This is a genomic window from Planococcus donghaensis MPA1U2 (assembly GCF_000189395.1).
GTDB lineage: Bacteria > Bacillota > Bacilli > Bacillales_A > Planococcaceae > Planococcus > Planococcus donghaensis_B.
On the sequence record NZ_AEPB01000017.1, the window covers coordinates 16,027 to 36,792 of the forward strand.

Below are 20,766 nucleotides of genomic sequence, written 5' to 3' on the forward strand. Positions count from 1 at the left end.
AAGCCCATAAAAATAACCCTTGGTGTGACAATGTCACACCAAGGGTTACATATAAATCGATTAACCGATCGAGCCTTCCATTTCGAACTTGATTAAACGGTTCATTTCTACCGCATATTCCATTGGAAGTTCTTTTGTAAATGGTTCGATAAAGCCCATAACGATCATTTCTGTAGCTTCTTGCTCAGAAACGCCACGGCTCATCAAGTAGAACAACTGCTCTTCAGATACTTTTGAAACTTTCGCTTCGTGTTCCAAAGAAACGTTATCGTTTAAGATTTCGTTGTATGGAATTGTATCAGAAGTTGATTGGTTATCCATAATCAACGTATCACATTCGATGTTCGAACGTGCGCCGTCAGCTTTACGTCCAAAATGAACGATTCCGCGATACGATACTTTCCCGCCTTGTTTTGAAATTGATTTCGAAACAATCGAAGAAGACGTATTTGGAGCCAAGTGAATCATTTTCGCACCAGCATCTTGGTGTTGTCCTTTACCAGCAATTGCGATTGACAATGTCATGCCACGTGCGCCTTCGCCTTTCAAGTAAACCGCTGGATATTTCATCGTTAATTTCGAACCGATGTTGCCATCAATCCATTCCATTGTCCCGTTTTCGTACACAAATGCACGTTTCGTTACAAGGTTAAAGACGTTATTTGCCCAGTTTTGAATTGTTGTATAACGGCAGTAAGCATCTTTTTTCACAATAATTTCAACAACGGCTGAGTGAAGTGAATTTGTTGTGTAAACAGGAGCTGTACAACCTTCTACGTAATGAACGCTTGCGCCTTCATCTACAATAATCAATGTACGTTCAAATTGACCCATGTTTTCCGAGTTAATACGGAAGTAAGCTTGAAGTGGTGACTCCACTTTAATGCCTTTAGGTACGTAAATGAACGAACCACCAGACCAAACAGCTGTATTCAATGCAGCAAATTTATTGTCTGCTGCTGGAATTACTGACTGCCAATGTTCTTTGAAAAGATCTTCGTTTTCATTTAGTGCAGCACCTGTATCTTTAAAGACGATACCCATGTCTTCTAATTCTTGTTTCATGTTGTGGTAAACAACTTCAGATTCGTACTGAGCTGATACACCTGCTAAATATTTTTGCTCTGCTTCTGGAATTCCTAATTTATCAAATGTACGTTTGATTTCTTCAGGAACTTCATCCCATGAAGTCTGACTTGCTTCTGATGGTTTTACGTAATACGTAATTTCATCAAAGTTCAATGAAGCTAAGTCGCCGCCCCATTGTGGCATTGGCATTGAATAAAACAATTTCAATGCTTTTAGACGAGATTTAAGCATCCATTCAGGCTCTTCTTTAATTTTCGAAATTTCTCTTACGATGTCTTCAGTTAAACCTCTTTTTGATCTAAATACTGAAACATCTTTGTCGTGGAACCCATATTTATAATCACCGATTTCCGGCATTTTTTTCGCCATCGTCGTTCCTCCGTTCTATGTTACGATTTTTCTTCGTTTTGCACGCCTTTTTCCATCGCTTTCCAAGCCAAAGTCGCACATTTTATACGGGCTGGAAATTGAGAGACGCCTTGTAGTGCTTCAATATCACCAAGATCAATCGAATCATCGTACTCTTTGCCAAGCATCATATCTGAAAAGATACCGGAAAGTTTTAATGCCGTATCAACTTCCTGCCCTTTGACAGCTTGCGTCATCATTGAAGCAGAAGCCATTGAAATCGAACATCCTTCACCGTCAAACTTCGCATCTTTGACAATGCCGTCTTCGACCTGCAAAGTCAGTTGGATGCGGTCTCCACAGGTCGGATTGTTCATCTCGATATTAACGCTATTGTTTTCAAGTGCCCCTTTGTTGCGAGGGGTCTTATAGTGATCCATAATAACACGTCTGTATAATTGGTCTAAGTTATTAGAAGACATCGTTGAAATACTCCTTTGCCGAACGCAATCCTTCTACTAAACGGTCAACATCTGACTCGTTATTATATAAATAGAAGCTAGCGCGTGCTGTAGCTGAAACTTCCAGCCATTTCATTAAAGGTTGCGCACAATGATGACCAGCGCGAACCGCGATCCCGCTCATGTCTAAGACAGTCGCGACATCATGCGGATGAACGTCGTTCAAGTTGAACGTAACAATACCCGCACGTTTTTGTGGATCGGTTGGTCCATAAATATCTAACCCTTCAATCAAGTTCATTTTTTCCATTGCGTAAGCAGCCATTTGATGTTCATGCTTTTCAATTTCATTTAAACCGATCTCGTTAAGAAAATCTATAGCTGCCCCTAATCCAACAGCGCCTGCAATAATTGGTGTACCGCCTTCAAATTTCCAAGGAAGCTCTTTCCATGTCGAATCGTATAAACCAACGAAATCGATCATTTCTCCACCAAATTCTACAGGTTCCATATTGTTTAATAATTCTTTTTTGCCGTAAAGAACGCCGATGCCAGTAGGACCACACATTTTGTGGCCAGAAAATGCAAAGAAATCACAGTCTAATTGCTGAACATCTATTTTAAGGTGAGGTGCAGCTTGAGCACCATCAACTACCATAACTGCTCCATTTTCGTGCGCAATCTGTGCAACTTCTTTTACTGGATTCATCGTGCCGAGAACATTCGAGACATAAACCATTGAGACGATTTTTGTTCGCTCCGTCACGACTGCGCGGACTTGCTCTAACGAAATCGTGCCGTCTTTTTCAAGCTCAACATATTTTAAAATGGCGCCGCGTTCTTTTGCCAATTGTTGCCATGGAATAATATTAGAATGATGTTCCATATAGGTAATGACAATTTCGTCACCTTCTTGAACATTGGCTCTGCCGTAGCTTTGCGCAACGAGGTTCATAGCAGTTGTCGTTCCCCGCAAGAAAATAATTTCTTCCATTGAATTAGCATTAATGAACTTCCGAACTTTTTCACGTGCACCTTCATAATGTTCCGTAGCACGATTCCCAAGCGTATGAACGCCTCGGTGTACATTGGCATTATCTAATTCATAATAAGATTTTAAGGCCTCAATAACTTGAACTGGCTTTTGTGAAGTAGCCGCACTATCCAAATAAACCAGTGGGTGACCATTTATTTCTTGGTTGAGTATTGGAAAATAGCTTTTTATCTCTTTGTTGATCATTAGCGGACTTTCCTTTCGATAACCTCCGTCAATTGCTTTTTAACGCCTTCGATTGGCAACACTCGAACTACTGGTGCCAAGAAACCGTGAATAACAAGACGTTCAGCTTCCTGTTTTGTAATACCGCGGCTCATCAAATAATACAATTGAAGTGGATCTACGCGACCAACTGATGCTGCATGTCCTGCAGTTACATCATCTTCATCGATTAAAAGAATTGGGTTTGCATCGCCACGTGCTTTTTCACTTAACATCAATACGCGTGATTCTTGTACTGCGTTAGATCTTGTAGCACCGTGTTCGATTTTGCCGATGCCGTTAAAGATAGAAGAAGCTGAGTCTTTCATAACACCATGCTTCAAAATAAATCCTTCTGAATCTTTACCCCAATGAACAACTTGCGTTGTAAAGTTTTGTTTTTGTGATCCTCGTCCAACGACAACACTTTTCGTATCGCCGAAAGAATTATCGCCGATCAAGTGTGTTGTGTTTTCAGAAATTGTATCGCTATCATTCATCATGCCTAGAGCCCATTCAATGCGCGCATCACGTGCAGCAATACCACGGCGGTTTACATACGTAATAAACCCTTCTGCTAGCGTGTCTACCGCACCGTACGTAATTTGAGCGTTATCTTCAGCAAAAACTTCTGAAACGATATTTGCTAAACCATTTGCATGTGGCACTGTAGAATAATAGTTTTCTACATACGTTACTTTACTGCTTGTATCTGCAACAACGATTACGTGGTTAAACAATGACGCTTCTGCATCGTCATGATAAAAGACAACTTGTACTGGCTCTTCTACAACGACGTTTTTTGGCACGTAAAGGAATGCTCCACCATTCATCAATGCAGCGTTTAGCGCCGTCAATTTATGCTCGTCTGTTTTCACGCCATTAGTCATAAAGTATTTTTTGACTAAATCGCCATGTTCACGTAGAGCTGTAAAAATATCCGTCAAAATAACACCTTGTGCTGCAAGATCTTCAGAAATGCGTGAAAATGCAGGTGTATTATTATGTTGGATATAAAGGTTTTTTTGTTCTAAATCTACGATAGCTTTAACATCTTCTGTTAAATCTTCAAGCGATTCGAACTTTTCACTTTCAACCGCATGCACTGGAAAATCAGTAAAGTTCCAGCTAAGAATTTTTGTTTTATCTGGTTTTGGTAGTGGCAAGCTTTGCGCTTCACCAAACGAACGAAGACGAAGCTCAGTAAACCATGAAGGTTCACCATTCATTTCTGAAAAGGAGCGCACGTCCTGCTCGGTCATTTTTAAATTTGTTTCAACCGTCATGCTAGTCTCTCCCTTCAATTATGCTTGTCCTACAGTCTCGTCTTCAATACCAAGTTCAGCTTTGATCCAGTCATAGCCTTCTGCTTCTAATTTATGAGAAAGTTCTTCTCCGCCTGATTTAACAACACGTCCTTGCATCATTACGTGAACGTGGTCAGGTGTGATGTAGTTTAGTAAACGTTGGTAATGAGTGATGATTAAGCAACCAAAGTTTTCGCTTCTCATTTGGTTGATACCTTCTGAAACAACTTTTAATGCATCAATATCAAGTCCAGAGTCAATTTCGTCTAGAACAGCGATTTTTGGTTTGATCATCATTAGTTGTAAAATTTCGTTACGTTTCTTTTCTCCACCTGAGAAACCTTCGTTCAAGTAACGTTGTGCCATTTCTTGTTCCATATCTAGAACTTCCATTTTGCTGTCTAATTCGCGGATAAATTTCATTAATGAAACTTCATCGCCTTCTTCGCGACGAGCATTCATAGCAGAACGCATAAAGTCAGCATTTGTTACGCCAGAAATTTCGCTTGGATATTGCATTCCTAAGAAAAGACCTGCACGAGCGCGTTCGTCAACTTCCATCTCAAGAACATCTTCACCATCTAGCGTGATTGTTCCTTGAGTTACTTCATATTTAGGATGACCCATGATAGCTGATGCTAATGTAGATTTACCAGTACCGTTAGGTCCCATAATTGCGTGAATTTCACCTGTATTAATTGTTAAGTCTACACCCTTTAAAATCTCTTTGTCTTCGATTTTAACGTGTAAATCTTTAATGACCAAAGTTGACATGTATATACCTCCATAAAGTTAATAGTGGAATGGCGAACCATCCTTAATTAGTATCATTCTAATCTTAACCCATATTCACCTCACTGGCAAATCATTAAACCACATCTAAAATGAAGGTAAATCAATTTAGATTACTGCATTTCTCACTTATTTACAAAAGCTAGACCTTATAACTCGCATGCTTTTATATTTTCAATAAAAGAATACTAATTGAGAATTCATATCAATAAAAAACCAGCATCCAAAGATGCTGGTTTTACACTCTTATATACTAAATTAATCTCGGTGAATTTGCCGTTCGAGCTGGCTGGCTACTTTTTGGCCTAGCTGATAGTCTTGTTCGCGGCGCTGTTCTACTTCAACAATTTTATCTGTGTCATTTTGGTACTCGTCAATTCCAAAGCCATGTGCATTTCTAAATGCCTGTTCCATTTTCTCTGTCTTATCTATTCCGTTCGATTCAATAATGAACCATTCCTTTCAATCTTGGTTTTTAATATTTACATTAATCATTGTACCCCATTTAATACCAAATAAACATCTAAATTGACTAATTAATCTGAAAATAGAACTATTGTCTTAGAGTTCTCAAAAAAAAAAGCTCTTTGACGATTGCTCGTCAAAGAGTTCCTTGTTTACTGTGATACTTCGTTATAAATACTAGAAGCAGCTAGACCTAGTTCTTCAAGTATTTCGTTTAACTGAGCATCTGCCTCATTAAACTTCTCATTTGCTTCTTCAAAAGAAGGTGTTTCTTTTGATAATTCTTCAGCTTTTAGTTCATATGATTCACGCATAGAGGCAAATGCTGAAGTGATTTGTTCTTCTTGATCTTTTAATGTTTCTGGAATTTCCAATGAATCAACTGCATTAACCGCTTCGTTACTAGCAGAAATTGCTGCATCTTTCATTTGTTGCAGTTCTTCGCCTTCTGGTAAAGCTTCTTCTGCTTGGTCCATTTCAAACTTATTCAAGTCTGCATCTACAGCATTGATTGTGTTTGGAATAGACATATAAAATTTCATCATTTCTTTTTTCACTTCTGAAGTGTCGTCAGAAGTGTCAGTGCTAGTAGCTGTTTCTTTCGGTTCAGTTGCTTCTTCTTCAGAACAAGCGGTTAATAAAAATGTTGCTGAAAGTCCAATTGCCCACAATTTCTTCATACTAATTCCCCCTATTGTGTATTATCATCGTTATAATAACACAAAAATTACCAATAGAACAGTATATGGGAAAAGTTGTAATCATCAGATTTTATTAATTATTGCAAACTTTTACGACCATTTGTGAAACGATCAACAATATGCGCTAATGCACCATCACCTGTAACGTTAGCAGCAGTACCAAAGCTGTCTTGTGCCAAATACAGTGCGATCATTAACGCTACCATCGTCTCGTCAAATCCGAGCATACTTTGTAGCAAACCGATTGCTGCCATAACAGCTCCACCTGGAACTCCTGGTGCTGCAATCATTGTAACCCCTAGCATTAAAATAAATGGAAAGAAGCTACCGAATGACGGAACTCCACCTGTTAATAGCACAACACCAATTGCACATGAAACTAACGTGATGGTACTCCCTGATAAATGAATTGTCGCAAATAACGGAACAGTAAAATCCGTTACTCGTTCGTTAGCTCCAGATTTGCGCGCTTGACGCAAAGTAACCGGAATCGTTGCTGCTGAAGACTGAGTTCCTAATGCCGTAAAATAGGCGGGCATCATTGTTTTTAAAATTGAGAATGGGTTTCTTCCTTTTAACGCACCTGCTGTTGAATACTGTAGCATTAGCATTGTCCAGTGAAGAATGATAATCATTAAGAAAACAATCCCGAATAACGACAAGATTTCAAATACAGCTCCACCATATGCCATATTGGCGAATATTCCAAAAATATGGAATGGTAAAAGTGGAATAATGATATACGAAATTGTTTTTTCGATAATTGCTTGGAATTCATCGAAAAACGCTACCATGGTTTTGCTTCCTGTTGATGCCATGCCGATACCTAATAGAAAAGCCAAAATTAAGGCAGCCATTACACCAAATAAAGGTGTCATCTCAAGTGCGATAAATGAAGATGCTAATGCATGTTCCGGATCTTCCAAATTGCTCAACGATCCTTGCTTCATAAAATTAGGCAATACAGTTGTCGCTACAAAAAATGCTAACACACCAGCCGTAACTGTTGACGCATAAGCGATACCAGTAGCGACTCCTAATAATTTACCAGATCCTTTTCCTAATTTCGCAATTCCTGGAGCAATAAATCCAAGAATAATTAGTGGTACAACAAAGTTTAAGAAATTGCCAAAAATCGAAGTGAATGTTGCAAAAACACGCACTAACCATTCTGGTGCAACTAAACCTACAAGAACTCCTAAAACAATCGCCACAACTATACGCGGCAATAAACCAAAATTGAACTTCATCCACCTGTCCCCCTCATATGAACAATTGTTTCTTTTTTATTATTCAAAAGTAGCACAGACCTTGTTGAATTGTAAGACATATAATAAAACACGAAATATTTTTATTATTTCGACAAAATAAAAAAAGCACCCTTTCGGATGCTTTTTACTTATCAATCTACTGGTACTACTGAGCCACCCCATTCTTCCAAAATGAAATCTTGAATTTCCTGTGAGGTTAACACTTCAACTAATGCTTTCACATTTTCGTTATCTTCATCACCTGCACGCACAGTAATAATATTTACATATGGCGAATCAGATGATTCTATTGCAATTGAATCTTCTAGAGGGCTGATGCCAGCATCAATTGCATAGTTGGAGTTGATTAATACTGCATCTCCTTCACCTGATTCATACAACTGAACAAGTAAAGCTGCTTCATAGTCTGGCTCAAGCTGTAAATTTTTCGGGTTATCAACAATATCACTCACTTCAGCCGATGTTTTATCTACACCTTCTGCCAATGTGATTAAGCCTTCTACCTCAAGCAGTGATAAAATACGCCCCTGCTCCGATACCGAGTTGCTCATCAAAATGGTTGCATCTTGTGGGAGTTCATCAAGAGAAGCATATTTTTGTGAATAAACACCGATTGGTTCAATGTGAATCCCTCCAGCATTTTCAAACTCATAACCATTATCAGCTATTTGAGTCTCTAAGTAAGGCACAGTTTGGAAATAGTTAGCATCAATTTCACCAGAATCTAAATCTTTATTTGGCAGGATATAATCCTGATACGTTTCGATTTCTAAGTCAATTCCTTGTTCTTCAAGCATAGGCTTCGCTTTTTCTAAAATTTCAGCGTGAGGCACGTTAGAGGCTCCTACGCGTAATGTTGCAGATTCTTCTTCGCTAGCTCCACCATTTCCATTGCCGCATCCTGCTAATACTAATGCTGTTAACGCTGTTCCTACTACAAATTTCTTCATCTAAATCTCTCCCTTATGTTGTGTTTGTGTATAGAACGGAAATTCCGTTTTTACCGTTTGTCAGCTTTAATTGTTACTAAATCACCAATATATTGAATGATAAAGACAATAATTAAAATTAAGATTGTTGCCATCAATGTGACGTCTTCACGACTACGTTGGAAGCCATCTAGGAAAGCAAGTGTACCAAGGCCACCTGCGCCGATAATTCCTGCCATGGCTGTATAGCCAACTAATGCGATAGCCGTAACTGTAATACCAGAGATTAAAGCTGGTTTCGATTCTGGTAATAAGACTTTCCAAATAATTGTGCCTGTCGTTGCGCCCATGGAACGAGCGGCTTCAATAACGCCTTTATCGATTTCTTTTAACGCGATCAAGACCATTCGTGCATAAAATGGAGCAGAACCGATTATCAATGCCGGTAAAGCCGCATTAGGTCCACGAATCGTTCCCATAAGTAATAATGTTAATGGGATTAATAGAATGATCAAGATGATAAATGGAATCGAGCGGAATATGTTGACGAATGCGCCGGTCAACCAATTGACCACTTTGTTTGCCCATAACTGCTTTGGCGCTGTCAAAAATAATAGAATCCCAAGTGCTAACCCAATAATAAATGTAAATAAAGTCGATATCGTCGTCATATATAAGGTTTCAAGTGTTGCTTCCCACATGCTTTCCCAATCAACGTTTGGAAATAAAGACTCAATCATTTTGCATCACCTCCGCTTGAATATCTTCTGCGCGAAGAAATGCCAACGCTTCTTCAATTTCTGCTGGAGAACCTTTTAACTGCAAAATCAATGTTCCGTACGCTCCTCGCTGTGTATGTGAAATGTTACCTTGAACAATATTGACGTCAATCGAATGGCTGCGAATCAATTTTGTTAATAGAGGCTTCTCAGTTTGTTCACCAAGAAAGACCAATTTAACTAATTCACCTGTAGGATATAATTCCCGCAAGTTTTTAATGGTCTCTTGTGAATCTCCGTTATCGGTTACTTGTGCAACAAAGCGCTTTGTAATTTCAGCTTGTGGTGATTGGAAAACATTTAAGACATCTCCAAGTTCAACCACTCGACCGCCTTCCATTACAGCTACGCGATGACATATCTTCCTAATAACATGCATTTCATGGGTGATTAACACAATAGTTAATCCTAGACGTTTGTTGATATCTACTAGTAAATCTAAAATAGCATCTGTCGTTTCTGGATCAAGTGCTGATGTTGCTTCATCACACAACAACACTTCTGGGTCATTTGCTAACGCACGAGCAATACCAACGCGTTGCTTTTGTCCACCAGACAGTTCGGATGGATATGCGTTTTCACGACCTGTTAATCCAACAAGTTCAATGAGTTCTTGTACTCGTTTTCCTCGTTGTGATTTAGCTACTCCGGCAATTTCTAGCGGAAACTCAATATTTTCTTTTACAGTACGAGACCAAAGCAAGTTAAAATGTTGGAAAATCATACTGACTTTTTGGCGAGCTTTGCGTAATTCTCCACCTTTAATTGCGGTGATCATTTGACCGTTGATTTCTACAGTTCCTGATGTCGGTTTTTCTAACCCATTCAACAAACGGATCAATGTACTTTTTCCTGCTCCGCTATATCCAATGATCCCAAAAACCTCTCCATCGGCAATAGATAAATCTACTTCGTCAACGGCAGTAAGAATTGCTTTACCCGTATCGAATTTCTTTGTTACTTTCTTTAACTCAATCATTCTTCGAACACCCCTAAATCCTAAAATAAAAAGCCCTTCTGCGCATAAATGAGCAGAAGGGCAAACGTATATTATACGGAAACCAATCTCTCATCTGTCAAAGCTTTCGCTTTGAGTGACTTGGCACCATTTCATTTTCATGACGGTTGCCGGGCTTCATAGGGCACTTCCCTCCACCGCTCTTAATAAGAGTTCGATATGAAATTATTTAATAACTAAACCTGTAATAAGCGCTCTTGCTTTCTTATCAGAAAACTAATTTACCATGACCGACTGTATTCGTCAACAGCTTTTAACTTATTATATAAATAAGGGACCGAATGAAATGCATAAACTTTTTCTTTTAGTTTGCCGTCTTCTGTAATTAAGAGACAAGGTACACTTTCCACTTCATAAAGATCTGCAATTTCTTGAACGTAATTCAAGTTTGCTTTGCCCATAGGCAAGTCGGGTAGTAGTTCCGTGATGACCGACAACATCTTAGATGCTACTTGGCATGTTCCACACATCGGCGTGTATAAATAATAGGCAGTTACATTTTGGGTATTTTTTTCTTTTGTCCATTCTTTATGTGTCCATTCTTTCATATTCTTCATCCCTCTATTAATAGCTTTTTAACTTGAATATTTGCAGTAACGAGTACATCTTTCAATATCCTAAGCGGCGTTGTGGCGACTTCTTTATAGCACCGGTCGATATAAAAATGACTAGCTTCAGGAAACTCACGCTTTACTAATTTGCGCAATTTCTCACCGGAAGAGTCAGCATCTACCAATATGATGATGTCCTGACCTTCGTATGGCAGTAAAAGTTCTTCAAGTCTTGTTGCACTTACTGTACCATTTGTACAAAGAATCGTCACGGGTTCTGCAATGAGTGGTGCTATTCTTAACTTATCGCTAATCCCCTCTACAACGATCACCTTCATAACCCTCACCCCATCGAATCAAGAATATGATAAGTCCGACTTTCTAGTCATCACATATTAATGCTTCAAGACCCATTGATGCGAAATAAACTTCTTTATCAATTTGCTTACTTTAAAAATACCAATGTTAGAGGGCTTCGTCCATTTTCAAGCTCAGAACAAGTAAGGCTAAAGAAACCCAATAAAAAAAGCGCCAAGATGCTGGCGCTTTTCCAAAATTACTCGTTCGTCATTTCTTTGTATTGATCTGCAGTCATCAATTCATTGACTTCTTCTTCAGAAGGGGCTTCGATAACGACCATCCAAGCCTGTTCGTATGGCGATTCGTTAACAAATTCCGGGCTGTCTTCAAGCTCAGAGTTAACTTCAATCACTTTACCGCTAATTGGTGCGTACAATTCTGAAACCGTTTTAACTGATTCAACGCTACCAAAAGGTTGATCTTTTTTCAGCTCGTCTCCAACTTGCGGAAGTTCAACGAAAACGATGTCTCCCAATTCAGCTTGTGCGAAATGAGTAATGCCGATACGTGCATTGCCATCTTCGATTTTAACCCATTCATGTTCTTTTGAATAACGAAGTTCTGCCGGTGTGCTCATCTTGACCCCTCCAAATTATGTAGTTCATTCAAATTTAGTTTGACATAAACAGCAGTGAAATACAAGCTGCCGCTATGCGCTTATAACCACGTATTTTGATATTCTGCTTCTTTAAAGCCAAGAAGTGCTTTTTCGCCATCCCATGCCAATGGACGTTTGATCAACATCCCATTAGAAGCAAGTAGCTCTAACTGCTGATCTTCGCTCATAGTCGATAACTTGTCTTTTAAACTTAGTGAACGGTAAACCAATCCACTCGTATTGAAAAACTTCTTTAATTCTAAGCCACTAGCTTTATGAATTTCCGCAAGTTGTTCTTTTGTAGGCGGGTTTTCTGAGATATGTATTTCATTGTACTTTACACCATTTTTCTCTAGCCAGCTTTTCGCTTTTCGGCAAGTCATACATTTTGGATATGCGTAATAAGTAATCAAGTAAGAACCTCCCTTTTTTCTTAGCTTACCAAAAAGAAGAACGTTGGTCGATGTATAAAAATAGGCAATCCCACTATAAATGGGATTGCCTGATTATTCTTTTTTATACGACGTATTTTTCAACATCGATCAACTTCACTGCTGCTTCACGTTTTTTCGCAATTACATTATATGGCGTAGAACGTGTTAACTTGCGTAAAGCCGATAACATCATGCGCTGGTTATCTCCTTCGATAGCTGCGATTAATGTTTCTTTTGCATCGCGTTCAATTTGATCAAATGCTTCTTGGCAATAAATTTGTGTATAGAGAAGTTTTTGTTTTGCTTTTTCCTCACCTGAAGCGGCAATTGCTTTTTCTGTCCGAAGAACAACAGACTCCATAGCAAAGACGTTGCTAACGATATCAGCAATGTTCACAAGAACTTCTTGTTCTGCTTCTAGTTTCGAACCATACGTTTGTGCTGCAAGTCCAGCAGCCAGTAGAGCAATTTTCTTCGCATTTTTCACCAAGTATTTTTCTTGGTCTAACGCATCTGTCCCTACTTCTTCTGGCATCATCATTAATAGCTCTTCTTGCAATTTTTGAGCATGTTGCAATAATGGCAACTCGCCTTTCATTGCTTTACGCAATAATGTACCTGGTACGAGCAAGCGGTTGATTTCGTTTGTGCCTTCGAAAATACGGTTAATGCGTGAATCGCGGTAAATGCGTTCAATTTCATATTCTTGCATAAAACCATAACCACCATGCAATTGAACTCCTTCATCGACGATATAGTCTAACGTTTCTGTACCAAAGAATTTATTTAATGAACATTCTACCGCAAATTCTGCGATTGCATCCGCTACTAATTTGCCATCTGCATGTTGCTCATCTGTAAATCCGCTCATGCGGTCTTCGAATAAACCAACTGTACGGTAAACAGAACTTTCTACTGCGTACAATTTAGAAGCCATTGTCGCTAGTTTTTCACGCGTTAAGTTGAATGACGAAATTGGTGTTTTAAACTGCTGACGTTGGTTTGTATACGGAATCGTCAACTCCATCGCACGTTTAGATGCACCGATTGTGCCTACTCCTAATTTGTAACGACCAATGTTCAAAATATTAAACGCGATAATGTGTCCGCGTCCTGCTTCGCCTAATAAGTTTTCGACAGGAACTTCAGCATCTTCTAAAATCAATGTACGTGTAGAAGAAGATTTAATGCCCATTTTCTTTTCTTCCGGTCCAACCGAAACGCCTGGGAATTCACGTTCAACGATAAAGGCAGAGAATTTGTCTCCATCAATTTTTGCATAAACAACAAAGACATCCGCAAAGCCAGCATTCGTGATCCATTGCTTTTCACCGTTTAATACGTAATGCGTTCCTGCTTCGTTTAACTTCGCGACCGTTTTAGCACCTAATGCGTCAGATCCTGAACTCGGCTCTGTTAAGGCATAAGCTGCGATCATTTCACCAGATGCTAGACGTGGTAAATAGCTTTGTTTTTGTTCTTCGTTACCAAATAAAACGATTGGCAATGACCCAATTCCTACGTGTGCTCCGTGAGTAATCGAGAAGCCACCCGCTTTGGACATTTTTTCAGCAATTAAAGCTGATGCAATTTTGTCTAACCCAAGACCACCGTATTGTTCAGGAACGTCTGCACCTAAAAGGCCAAGCTCACCAGCTGTTTTTAACAAACGAACCGAATGCTCAAATTCATGGTTTTCTAATTTTTCAACGACTGGCATTACTTCCGTGTTGACATAATCCTCAGTAGATTTCGCAATCATTTTTTGCTCTTCTGTAAAGTCTTCTGGTGTAAACACACGTGACAAATCTGCATCTTCGATTAAAAAACTTCCGCCTTTGATCAATGTTTTTTCTTGTTCCATGATGAATTCCTCCTAGTTTTTACTTGCTTATATAGATTGTATTTTAGGTTGAGTTGTTTTTTACTCAGATGTTACGCAAACCAACTACGCTTTCCTGCGGGCTTGCGCCGAACTAACTCGGGCTATACGCCCGAGTGGATTTCGACACTTCACTATCCCGCTGGAGTCTCCGTTGATTTGCTTCACATCTTAGTGAATGGCTTATATCATTCATCTTATTTTCAAATAGTTAACTATTGAGAAAGAGCGTAAGGCGGCGACTCCTGCGGGAAAGCGGAGTGATGAGACCCCGCAGGAGCTTGCGACGAGGAGGCTCAGCGCTTCGCCCGCGGAAAGCGTCCGTCTGGAGCGATTTCTTTCTTTTCAATTCTCTACAGCATTTCAAAGACGCCTGCTGCGCCCATTCCTCCGCCGATACACATTGTTACGACACCAAATTGTTTGCCTTGGCGTTTTAACTCACTCATCATGCGAATGGTTAAAATTGAGCCTGTTGCACCAAGTGGGTGACCGAGTGCGATGGCACCGCCGTTAAAGTTTACTTTGTCAATATCCAGACCAAGTTCCCGGATAACACCTAGTGATTGCGAAGCGAATGCTTCGTTTAGTTCCCAAACATCGATGTCATCAATCGTTAGTCCAGCTAATTTTAATGCTTTTGGAATTGCGACAATCGGTCCGATCCCCATAATTTCTGGTGGAACGCCACCTGTAGCGAATGAACGGAATTTCGCGATTGGCTTGAGTCCAAGCGCTTCAGCTTTTTCCCGGTCCATGACCAGCAATGCCCCAGCACCGTCAGAAGTTTGCGATGAGTTTCCAGCCGTAACCGATCCACGCGCTGAGAAAGCTGGACGCAATTTGCCAAGTCCATCTGAATTTGTTCCGTGACGAACGCCTTCGTCCATTGTGAACATCGATGTTTTTTCTTGGTATTTGTTATTTTCATCGACGTAACGTTTTGTTACTTCAACGGGTACAATTTCATCATCAAAATGCCCAGCTGCTATGGCTGCTGCTGCTTTTTCATGAGAACGAACAGCAAATGCATCTTGGTCCTCGCGGCTCACGCCGTATTTGGTTGCAACTTGCTCTGCTGTATGTCCCATACTCATATAATATTGAGGAGCTGTCTCCGCTAGTTTAGAATTTGGACGAATCACGTTCCCCATCATCGGCACCATGCTCATCGATTCTACGCCGCCTGCGATAATCGCTTCGGCTGATCCGACCATAATTCGTTCTGCTGCATAAGCGATTGTTTGAAGGCCCGATGAACAAAAACGGTTTACAGTGACAGCTGGAACTGTATCCGGCAATCCTGCAAGTGCTCCAATGTTACGAGCAATGTTCATGCCCTGTTCTGCTTCTGGCATTGCGCAACCCATGATTAAATCATCGATGGGTCCGTCGTAGCCACCTGCTCGTTGTAGCGCTTCTCGCACAACTAATGCACCGAAATCATCCGGTCGCACAGTTGCTAACGAACCTTTTGTCGCTTTTCCGACCGGTGTTCGAGCACTGGCCACTATTACTGCTTCACGCATATGTGTTTCCTCCTTTTATATCAACGATTAATTACGTAATGGTTTTCCTTTAACCAGCATATGTTGCATACGTTGCTGGGTTTTTGGTTCTGCGACTAGGCTTAAGAACGCTTGGCGCTCAAGATCAAGCAAGTATTGCTCATCTACTTTTGTGCCGTATGGAACTTTGCCGCCTGCTAGAACAAACGCTAGTTTTTTAGCAATTTTCAAGTCGTGTTCACTAATATAACCAGAAATGAACATGCCTTCCGCACCTAAAAGAAGCGTTGCATAACCTGGCTCACCTGGAACTGGAACTTTTTCGCGTAGCGGCGCTTGGTAGCCATTTTCATATAATGAAAGAGCCGCTTGCTTTGCATCGTATAGAAGATGGTCGCTATTAACGCTAATGCCATCCACAAAGTTTAAGAAGTTGTTTTCACGTGCTTCTTCTGCTGAAGTTGACACTTTCGCCATCGCGATAGATTCAAATACTTTTGTGGCGATATTCAAGTAATCTATCGTTACGCCGTTTGGCAAACCTTTCAATTGTTTCATATACAGCTCTTTGTTTCCGCCACCGCCTGGAATTAACCCAACACCGACTTCGACAAGACCCATGTATGTTTCCATCGAAGCTTGTATGTGCGCAGCTGGCAACGTAACTTCTGCACCTCCGCCAAGAGACATGCCAAATGGTGCTGCAACAACTGGTTTATTGCTGTATTTTAGTTTCATCATGGCATTTTGGAAAGTTTTGATTGTGAAATCAAGTTCAAAAATATTATCGTCTTGTGCTTCCATCAAGATCATACCTAGGTTAGCACCAACACAGAAATTTTTGCCTTGGTTACCAATAACAAGTCCTTTGTAATTTTTATCAACTTCATCTACTGCGAAATTGATCATTTGCATAATGTCTAACCCAATAGCATTTGAACGCGAATGGAATTCTAATAAAGCAATCCCGTCTCCTAAATCAATTAAGCTGGCACCTGAATTAGATTTGATGACCCCGTGTTTTTTCTTATAGCGTTTTAAATCTATGACTTTTTCATTCGCTGGTACTGGCTGATAGGTTGTGCCATCAAAGAAATGAAGATCGCCATCTTGTTCTTTATAGAAGTTTTCATTCCCACTATCTATTAAAGCTTGTACAAATGCAGGAACTGCATGGCCTTCTTGTGTCATTTTTTCTACTGATTTTTTTACGCCAATTGCATCCCATGTTTCAAATGGTCCTTGTTGCCAACCAAAGCCCCATTTCATAGCATTATCAATAGCCACGATATCGTCTGCAATTTCTCCATTCAATTCAGCCGAATAGCGCAATGTCGGAGAAAGTATACTCCACAATAATTCGCCCGTACGATCTTCTGCATAAACAAGCTTTTTCATTTTGGCTGCGAGGCCTTTTTGTTGTTTAGCCATTTCTTGTGAAGGCGTTTTCAATTTGCCGGCTGGTCGATATTCCAATGTTTCTGGATCAAGTTCTAAAATCTCTTTATCTTTTTTCAAGAAGAAACCTTGACCAGATTTAGCTCCTAACCAGCCATTTTCAACCATCTTTTTCATAAATTCTGGAGCATCAAACACTTTCTGTTCTTCACCTGAAGTTTGATCGTATACATTTTTAGAAACATGCATGAATGTATCCAGACCGACAACATCTAATGTTCTAAACGTAGCTGATTTCGGACGACCGATTAGCGGTCCAGTAACAGAGTCTACTTCACCGATTGAATAATTGCGTGCCATCATTTCACGTAACGTGACAAGTAAGCCGTAAGTGCCAATTCGGTTAGCGATAAAGTTTGGTGTATCTTTTGCGACAACAACGCCTTTTCCTAACTGGTCTTCTCCGAATGTCGACATAAATTCCAGTACTTCTGGAGCTGTCGTTTTCGCTGGAATGATTTCTAGCAATTTCAAGTAACGCGGCGGATTAAAGAAATGCGTTCCTAAGAAATGTTTCCCGAAATCTTCTGAACGTCCTTCAACCATGGCATTGATGCTAATACCGGAAGTATTTGAAGAAATAATTGTTCCTTCTTTTCTTACTCCATCAATTTTTTCATATAAAGATTTCTTTATATCAAGGTTTTCAACAATGACTTCTATAATCCAATCCACATCTTTTAGTTTCTCCAAATCATCTTCTAGGTTACCTGGTGTGATCAATTGAAGATTCTTTTTTGCTGTTAATGGAGCTGGTTTTTGTTTTAGTAGCTTTTGAATGGAACCTGTTGCCATACGATTACGTACCACTTTGTCTTCAAGCGTTAATCCTTTTGCTTGTTCTTCTTTCGACAATTCACGCGGAACAATATCAAGTAACATAACTGGAATCCCTATATTTGCAAGGTGCGCTGCAATTCCTGAACCCATAACACCTGAACCGAGTACAGCCGCTTTTCTAATTTGGTAAGCCACTAGCAAACCCTCCTTGAATTTTTGAATGAATACTCATTCATTTTTAGTTTAAAAAAATAGAACGTTCTTCTATGTCTCTTAGTGTAAGTTATTTTCCTTATTTTCGCAATATTTAATCGTTAAAATTTCCCTAGATTTTTCAAAGACAAATAATTTGCGATTTACTAAAAGCACGGTAAACTAGAAGAGAACCTATAAGGAGGCACTCGAAATGAAATCACTTACTACAACTGAACAATTTAACGAAGCAATTAACGGTGAACAACCTGTCATCGTAAAATTCCAAGCTGGTTGGTGCCCAGACTGCAGAAGAATGGATATGTTTATCGACCCAATCGTTGAAGAATATAACCAATACCAATGGTTGGATGTTAATCGCGACGAACTTCCAGACATTGCTGAAAAATATGATGTAATGGGTATTCCGAGTTTGCTAATTTTCAAAGGTGGAGAAAAAACAGCTCACCTTCATAGCGCAAACGCTAAATCACCTGAATCAGTTACAAACTTTTTAAACGATCAAAACGAGTAGGCTCCCGCCTACTCGTTTTTTTCGCTATACTATAAGGAGTAACAATTTATATATAAAATGGTATAGTGTGAACAGCTATATGATTGACACTTATTACAATTTTCGGAGGTATAGGAATGGATCCACAACAAGAAATACAACAATTACAAGAACAGCTAGTTTATTTTAAAAAGCTGATAAAAAATATGTCGGCCCCGATTATTCCATCGGTCGTGCCTAAAACGATTTTAGTACCCATCGCAGGCTTTATTTTTACGGATCGTTTTGAGATGATTCGTACTGCAGTATTAGAGTATGCAGAAAAATACCGCGATACAGAACGGGTTATCTTTGATTTTACAGGAGTAACTACCGATGACTTAATGGAGTTTGACTATAATGGCTTGGCAAGTGAACTTAGTCAATTAAACTCTGCACTTGGATTAATGGGCTTACGCGCTATTTATGTCGGCTTTAACCCGCTATTCGTTCGTGAAATTGTCCATGCCGGCATTCAAGTTGAATTAGAAGTTTATACAACTTTTAAAGTAGCACTTGAACATGTACTGAATGAAAGTAAGAAATCAGTACCGAAAATTTGATGTGATTAATCGCAAGTGACGATTTGGAGGTCAAGTCCATGAAAAAACTGATTGCTTTTCAAGGTCTTTCTCAATACGATAAACACATTTCGAAAAAATACCGAGCTTCTGCATGCGGCCCAGTAACTGTAGCAGCTATTTTGCAACATTACGAAAAACTTGAAGTTGCTGTTAACCAAGTTTACCGTTTACTAGGTTCAACCCCTATTGGGTTGTTTACTTGGAGACTCGTAAAAAACTTTCATAAAATCGGTGGTATACGTTATGAAGTCAAAAAAATCACTGCTATTGAAGAAGTAAAAGAAGAATTACTCTCTGAACGACCGCTTGCGATGAAATTTGACCGTTATTTCACGTTTCATTGGTTTTCAAAACCGCTATACAATTATCACTGGGTACCGTTAATTGGCTTTGAACAAAAGACAAATGATCTCATTCTTTATATTCATGATAACGGACAAAAAAACCGTCCCAGTAAAATGCGGACGGTTTCTTATCGAGAAAATCAGAACGTATTAACTTTTGTTAAAATCATACCCAAGGATCGGTTGTAGCGCCAACGTTTTTCTCGAGCTGTTTAGCGAGCAGAGTCAATTGTTGGTCGCGACATAATTGAATATGGTCATTCGTGTAGTTAGGAACCGTAATTTCTTCTAGCGACACGTCCAACTGGATGTCACATTTGATGACAGCCAGTTTTTTTGATAGCAACAACATATCCTTGTGTTCATCAATTTTCTTTTTCTGTGCCGGCTTTAATTCTTCAATTGCTTCTAATACACCATTTGTTGAACCATAGTTTTGAATAAGTTGAAGAGCCGTTTTCGGTCCAATCCCTTTTACCCCTGGGTAACCATCACTCGGATCGCCCATAAACGCTTTTACGTCTGCAAACTGGGATGGTTGAATACCGTACTCTTCTATAAACCGTGCTTCTGTGTAAACGTCATAAACGTGAAACCCTTTTTTCATGAATGCAATATTGACCGAAGGCGTTAACAATTGCAACATGTCTTTATCCCCCGTGATGATGGTAAAGTCTACTTGATCTTGCCATTGCTTCGTAAATGAGCCGATAAAATCATCTGCTTCAATTCCTGCTTCACCATAATTTTTCCAGCCAAGCTGCTCTGAAATTTCTTGTGCCCAGTCAAACTGATGCACCATGTCTTCTGGAGGAGCTGGTCGATTTGCTTTATAGCCATCAAACAAATCGGTGCGGAATGTTTTAGAACCCATGTCCCAACAAACTGCCATATGTGTTGGCTTCATCATTGTTTTCGCCGTTAAAACGTGACGCGTAAATCCTTGTACGCCGTTTGTGGCCAAGCCTTCAGTTGTTCTAAAATATTGATTCACAGCAGAAGTCGCGAAAAATGAGCGAAACAACAACGCCATGCCATCTATTAATAATACATGTGGTTTTTCCATACTATAAATCCTCCATCTTTTTATTGCTTACATTCCAT

Annotated in this window: 22 protein-coding genes and 1 riboswitch; of the genes, 3 read left to right on the top strand and 19 right to left on the bottom strand. The window is 39.6% G+C overall.

What is annotated here, in order from left to right; genetic code table 11:
- Nucleotides 1-60: 60 nt before the first annotated feature.
- From sufB to GPDM_RS04825, 18 genes are all read right to left on the bottom strand, one after another.
- Entirely contained in the window at nucleotides 61-1,458 is a 1,398-nt protein-coding gene (gene sufB, locus GPDM_RS04745; RefSeq protein WP_008429495.1) for a Fe-S cluster assembly protein SufB, read from the bottom strand.
- A gap of 20 nt (nucleotides 1,459-1,478) precedes the next feature.
- The gene (gene sufU, locus GPDM_RS04750; protein WP_008429496.1) at nucleotides 1,479-1,919 is read right to left on the bottom strand and encodes a Fe-S cluster assembly sulfur transfer protein SufU; all 441 of its coding nucleotides are present in this window, start codon (nucleotides 1,917-1,919) and stop codon (nucleotides 1,479-1,481) included.
- Nucleotides 1,909-3,138, bottom strand: a complete 1,230-nt coding sequence (locus tag GPDM_RS04755) for a cysteine desulfurase (RefSeq protein WP_008429497.1) — start codon at nucleotides 3,136-3,138, stop codon at nucleotides 1,909-1,911. Before GPDM_RS04755 ends, sufU begins: the two co-directional genes overlap by 11 nt.
- The gene (gene sufD, locus GPDM_RS04760; RefSeq protein WP_008429498.1) at nucleotides 3,138-4,442 is read right to left on the bottom strand and encodes a Fe-S cluster assembly protein SufD; all 1,305 of its coding nucleotides are present in this window, start codon (nucleotides 4,440-4,442) and stop codon (nucleotides 3,138-3,140) included. The genes GPDM_RS04755 and sufD overlap by 1 nt, the downstream gene beginning before the upstream one ends.
- Nucleotides 4,443-4,460: 18 nt before the next feature.
- A complete protein-coding gene (sufC, locus tag GPDM_RS04765) occupies nucleotides 4,461-5,243 on the bottom strand; it encodes a Fe-S cluster assembly ATPase SufC (RefSeq protein WP_331429111.1) in 783 nt (260 codons plus the stop codon).
- Nucleotides 5,244-5,513: 270 nt separating this feature from the next.
- A complete protein-coding gene (locus GPDM_RS16720) occupies nucleotides 5,514-5,669 on the bottom strand; it encodes a YuzK family famiily protein (RefSeq protein WP_008429500.1) in 156 nt (51 codons plus the stop codon).
- A gap of 203 nt (nucleotides 5,670-5,872) precedes the next feature.
- Entirely contained in the window at nucleotides 5,873-6,400 is a 528-nt protein-coding gene (locus GPDM_RS04770) for a hypothetical protein (RefSeq protein WP_008429501.1), read from the bottom strand.
- A 98-nt stretch (nucleotides 6,401-6,498) separates the two neighbouring features.
- Nucleotides 6,499-7,671, bottom strand: coding sequence for a dicarboxylate/amino acid:cation symporter (locus GPDM_RS04775; RefSeq protein ID WP_008429502.1), 1,173 nt, complete (start codon nucleotides 7,669-7,671; stop codon nucleotides 6,499-6,501).
- Between the two features lie 152 nt (nucleotides 7,672-7,823).
- On the bottom strand, nucleotides 7,824-8,642 hold the full coding sequence (locus tag GPDM_RS04780; protein ID WP_008429503.1) for a MetQ/NlpA family ABC transporter substrate-binding protein: 819 nt from the start codon (nucleotides 8,640-8,642) through the stop codon (nucleotides 7,824-7,826).
- A gap of 50 nt (nucleotides 8,643-8,692) precedes the next feature.
- Nucleotides 8,693-9,361 (bottom strand): methionine ABC transporter permease, encoded by a 669-nt coding sequence (locus GPDM_RS04785; protein ID WP_008429504.1) that lies wholly within the window; start codon nucleotides 9,359-9,361, stop codon nucleotides 8,693-8,695.
- Nucleotides 9,354-10,379: a methionine ABC transporter ATP-binding protein gene (locus GPDM_RS04790; protein ID WP_008429505.1), complete on the bottom strand. Its 1,026-nt coding sequence runs from the start codon at nucleotides 10,377-10,379 to the stop codon at nucleotides 9,354-9,356. Before GPDM_RS04790 ends, GPDM_RS04785 begins: the two co-directional genes overlap by 8 nt.
- An 87-nt stretch (nucleotides 10,380-10,466) precedes the next feature.
- A riboswitch (SAM riboswitch) is annotated at nucleotides 10,467-10,571 on the bottom strand.
- 68 nt (nucleotides 10,572-10,639) lie between these two features.
- Nucleotides 10,640-10,966: a thioredoxin family protein gene (locus GPDM_RS04795; protein WP_008429506.1), complete on the bottom strand. Its 327-nt coding sequence runs from the start codon at nucleotides 10,964-10,966 to the stop codon at nucleotides 10,640-10,642.
- A 5-nt stretch (nucleotides 10,967-10,971) separates the two neighbouring features.
- Nucleotides 10,972-11,307 carry a toprim domain-containing protein gene (locus GPDM_RS04800; RefSeq protein WP_008429507.1) on the bottom strand — a complete coding sequence of 112 codons (336 nt, stop codon included), beginning with the start codon at nucleotides 11,305-11,307 and terminating at the stop codon, nucleotides 10,972-10,974.
- A gap of 218 nt (nucleotides 11,308-11,525) precedes the next feature.
- Nucleotides 11,526-11,906: a glycine cleavage system protein GcvH gene (gene gcvH / locus GPDM_RS04805; protein WP_008429509.1), complete on the bottom strand. Its 381-nt coding sequence runs from the start codon at nucleotides 11,904-11,906 to the stop codon at nucleotides 11,526-11,528.
- Nucleotides 11,907-11,986: 80 nt separating this feature from the next.
- Entirely contained in the window at nucleotides 11,987-12,340 is a 354-nt protein-coding gene (locus tag GPDM_RS04810) for an arsenate reductase family protein (protein ID WP_008429512.1), read from the bottom strand.
- Nucleotides 12,341-12,443: 103 nt separating this feature from the next.
- Complete coding sequence (locus GPDM_RS04815; protein WP_008429515.1) at nucleotides 12,444-14,225, bottom strand: acyl-CoA dehydrogenase family protein; 1,782 nt, start codon at nucleotides 14,223-14,225, stop codon at nucleotides 12,444-12,446.
- A gap of 371 nt (nucleotides 14,226-14,596) precedes the next feature.
- On the bottom strand, nucleotides 14,597-15,772 hold the full coding sequence (locus tag GPDM_RS04820) for an acetyl-CoA C-acetyltransferase (protein WP_008429517.1): 1,176 nt from the start codon (nucleotides 15,770-15,772) through the stop codon (nucleotides 14,597-14,599).
- A 27-nt stretch (nucleotides 15,773-15,799) separates the two neighbouring features.
- Nucleotides 15,800-18,184 carry a 3-hydroxyacyl-CoA dehydrogenase/enoyl-CoA hydratase family protein gene (locus tag GPDM_RS04825; protein ID WP_008429519.1) on the bottom strand — a complete coding sequence of 795 codons (2,385 nt, stop codon included), beginning with the start codon at nucleotides 18,182-18,184 and terminating at the stop codon, nucleotides 15,800-15,802.
- A gap of 211 nt (nucleotides 18,185-18,395) precedes the next feature.
- Between GPDM_RS04825 and GPDM_RS04830 the strand changes: the two genes are divergently transcribed.
- The 3 genes from GPDM_RS04830 (at nucleotide 18,396) to GPDM_RS04840 (ending at nucleotide 19,851) form a co-directional block, all read left to right on the top strand.
- Nucleotides 18,396-18,716, top strand: a complete 321-nt coding sequence (locus GPDM_RS04830; protein WP_008429521.1) for a thioredoxin family protein — start codon at nucleotides 18,396-18,398, stop codon at nucleotides 18,714-18,716.
- 116 nt (nucleotides 18,717-18,832) lie between these two features.
- On the top strand, nucleotides 18,833-19,297 hold the full coding sequence (locus tag GPDM_RS04835; protein WP_008429522.1) for an STAS domain-containing protein: 465 nt from the start codon (nucleotides 18,833-18,835) through the stop codon (nucleotides 19,295-19,297).
- A gap of 38 nt (nucleotides 19,298-19,335) precedes the next feature.
- Entirely contained in the window at nucleotides 19,336-19,851 is a 516-nt protein-coding gene (locus tag GPDM_RS04840) for a hypothetical protein (RefSeq protein ID WP_008429524.1), read from the top strand.
- Here GPDM_RS04840 and GPDM_RS04845 read toward each other — a convergent pair.
- Entirely contained in the window at nucleotides 19,829-20,728 is a 900-nt protein-coding gene (locus tag GPDM_RS04845) for a 5'-3' exonuclease (RefSeq protein ID WP_008429526.1), read from the bottom strand. The genes GPDM_RS04840 and GPDM_RS04845 overlap by 23 nt on opposite strands.
- Between the last annotated feature and the right edge of the window lie 38 nt (nucleotides 20,729-20,766).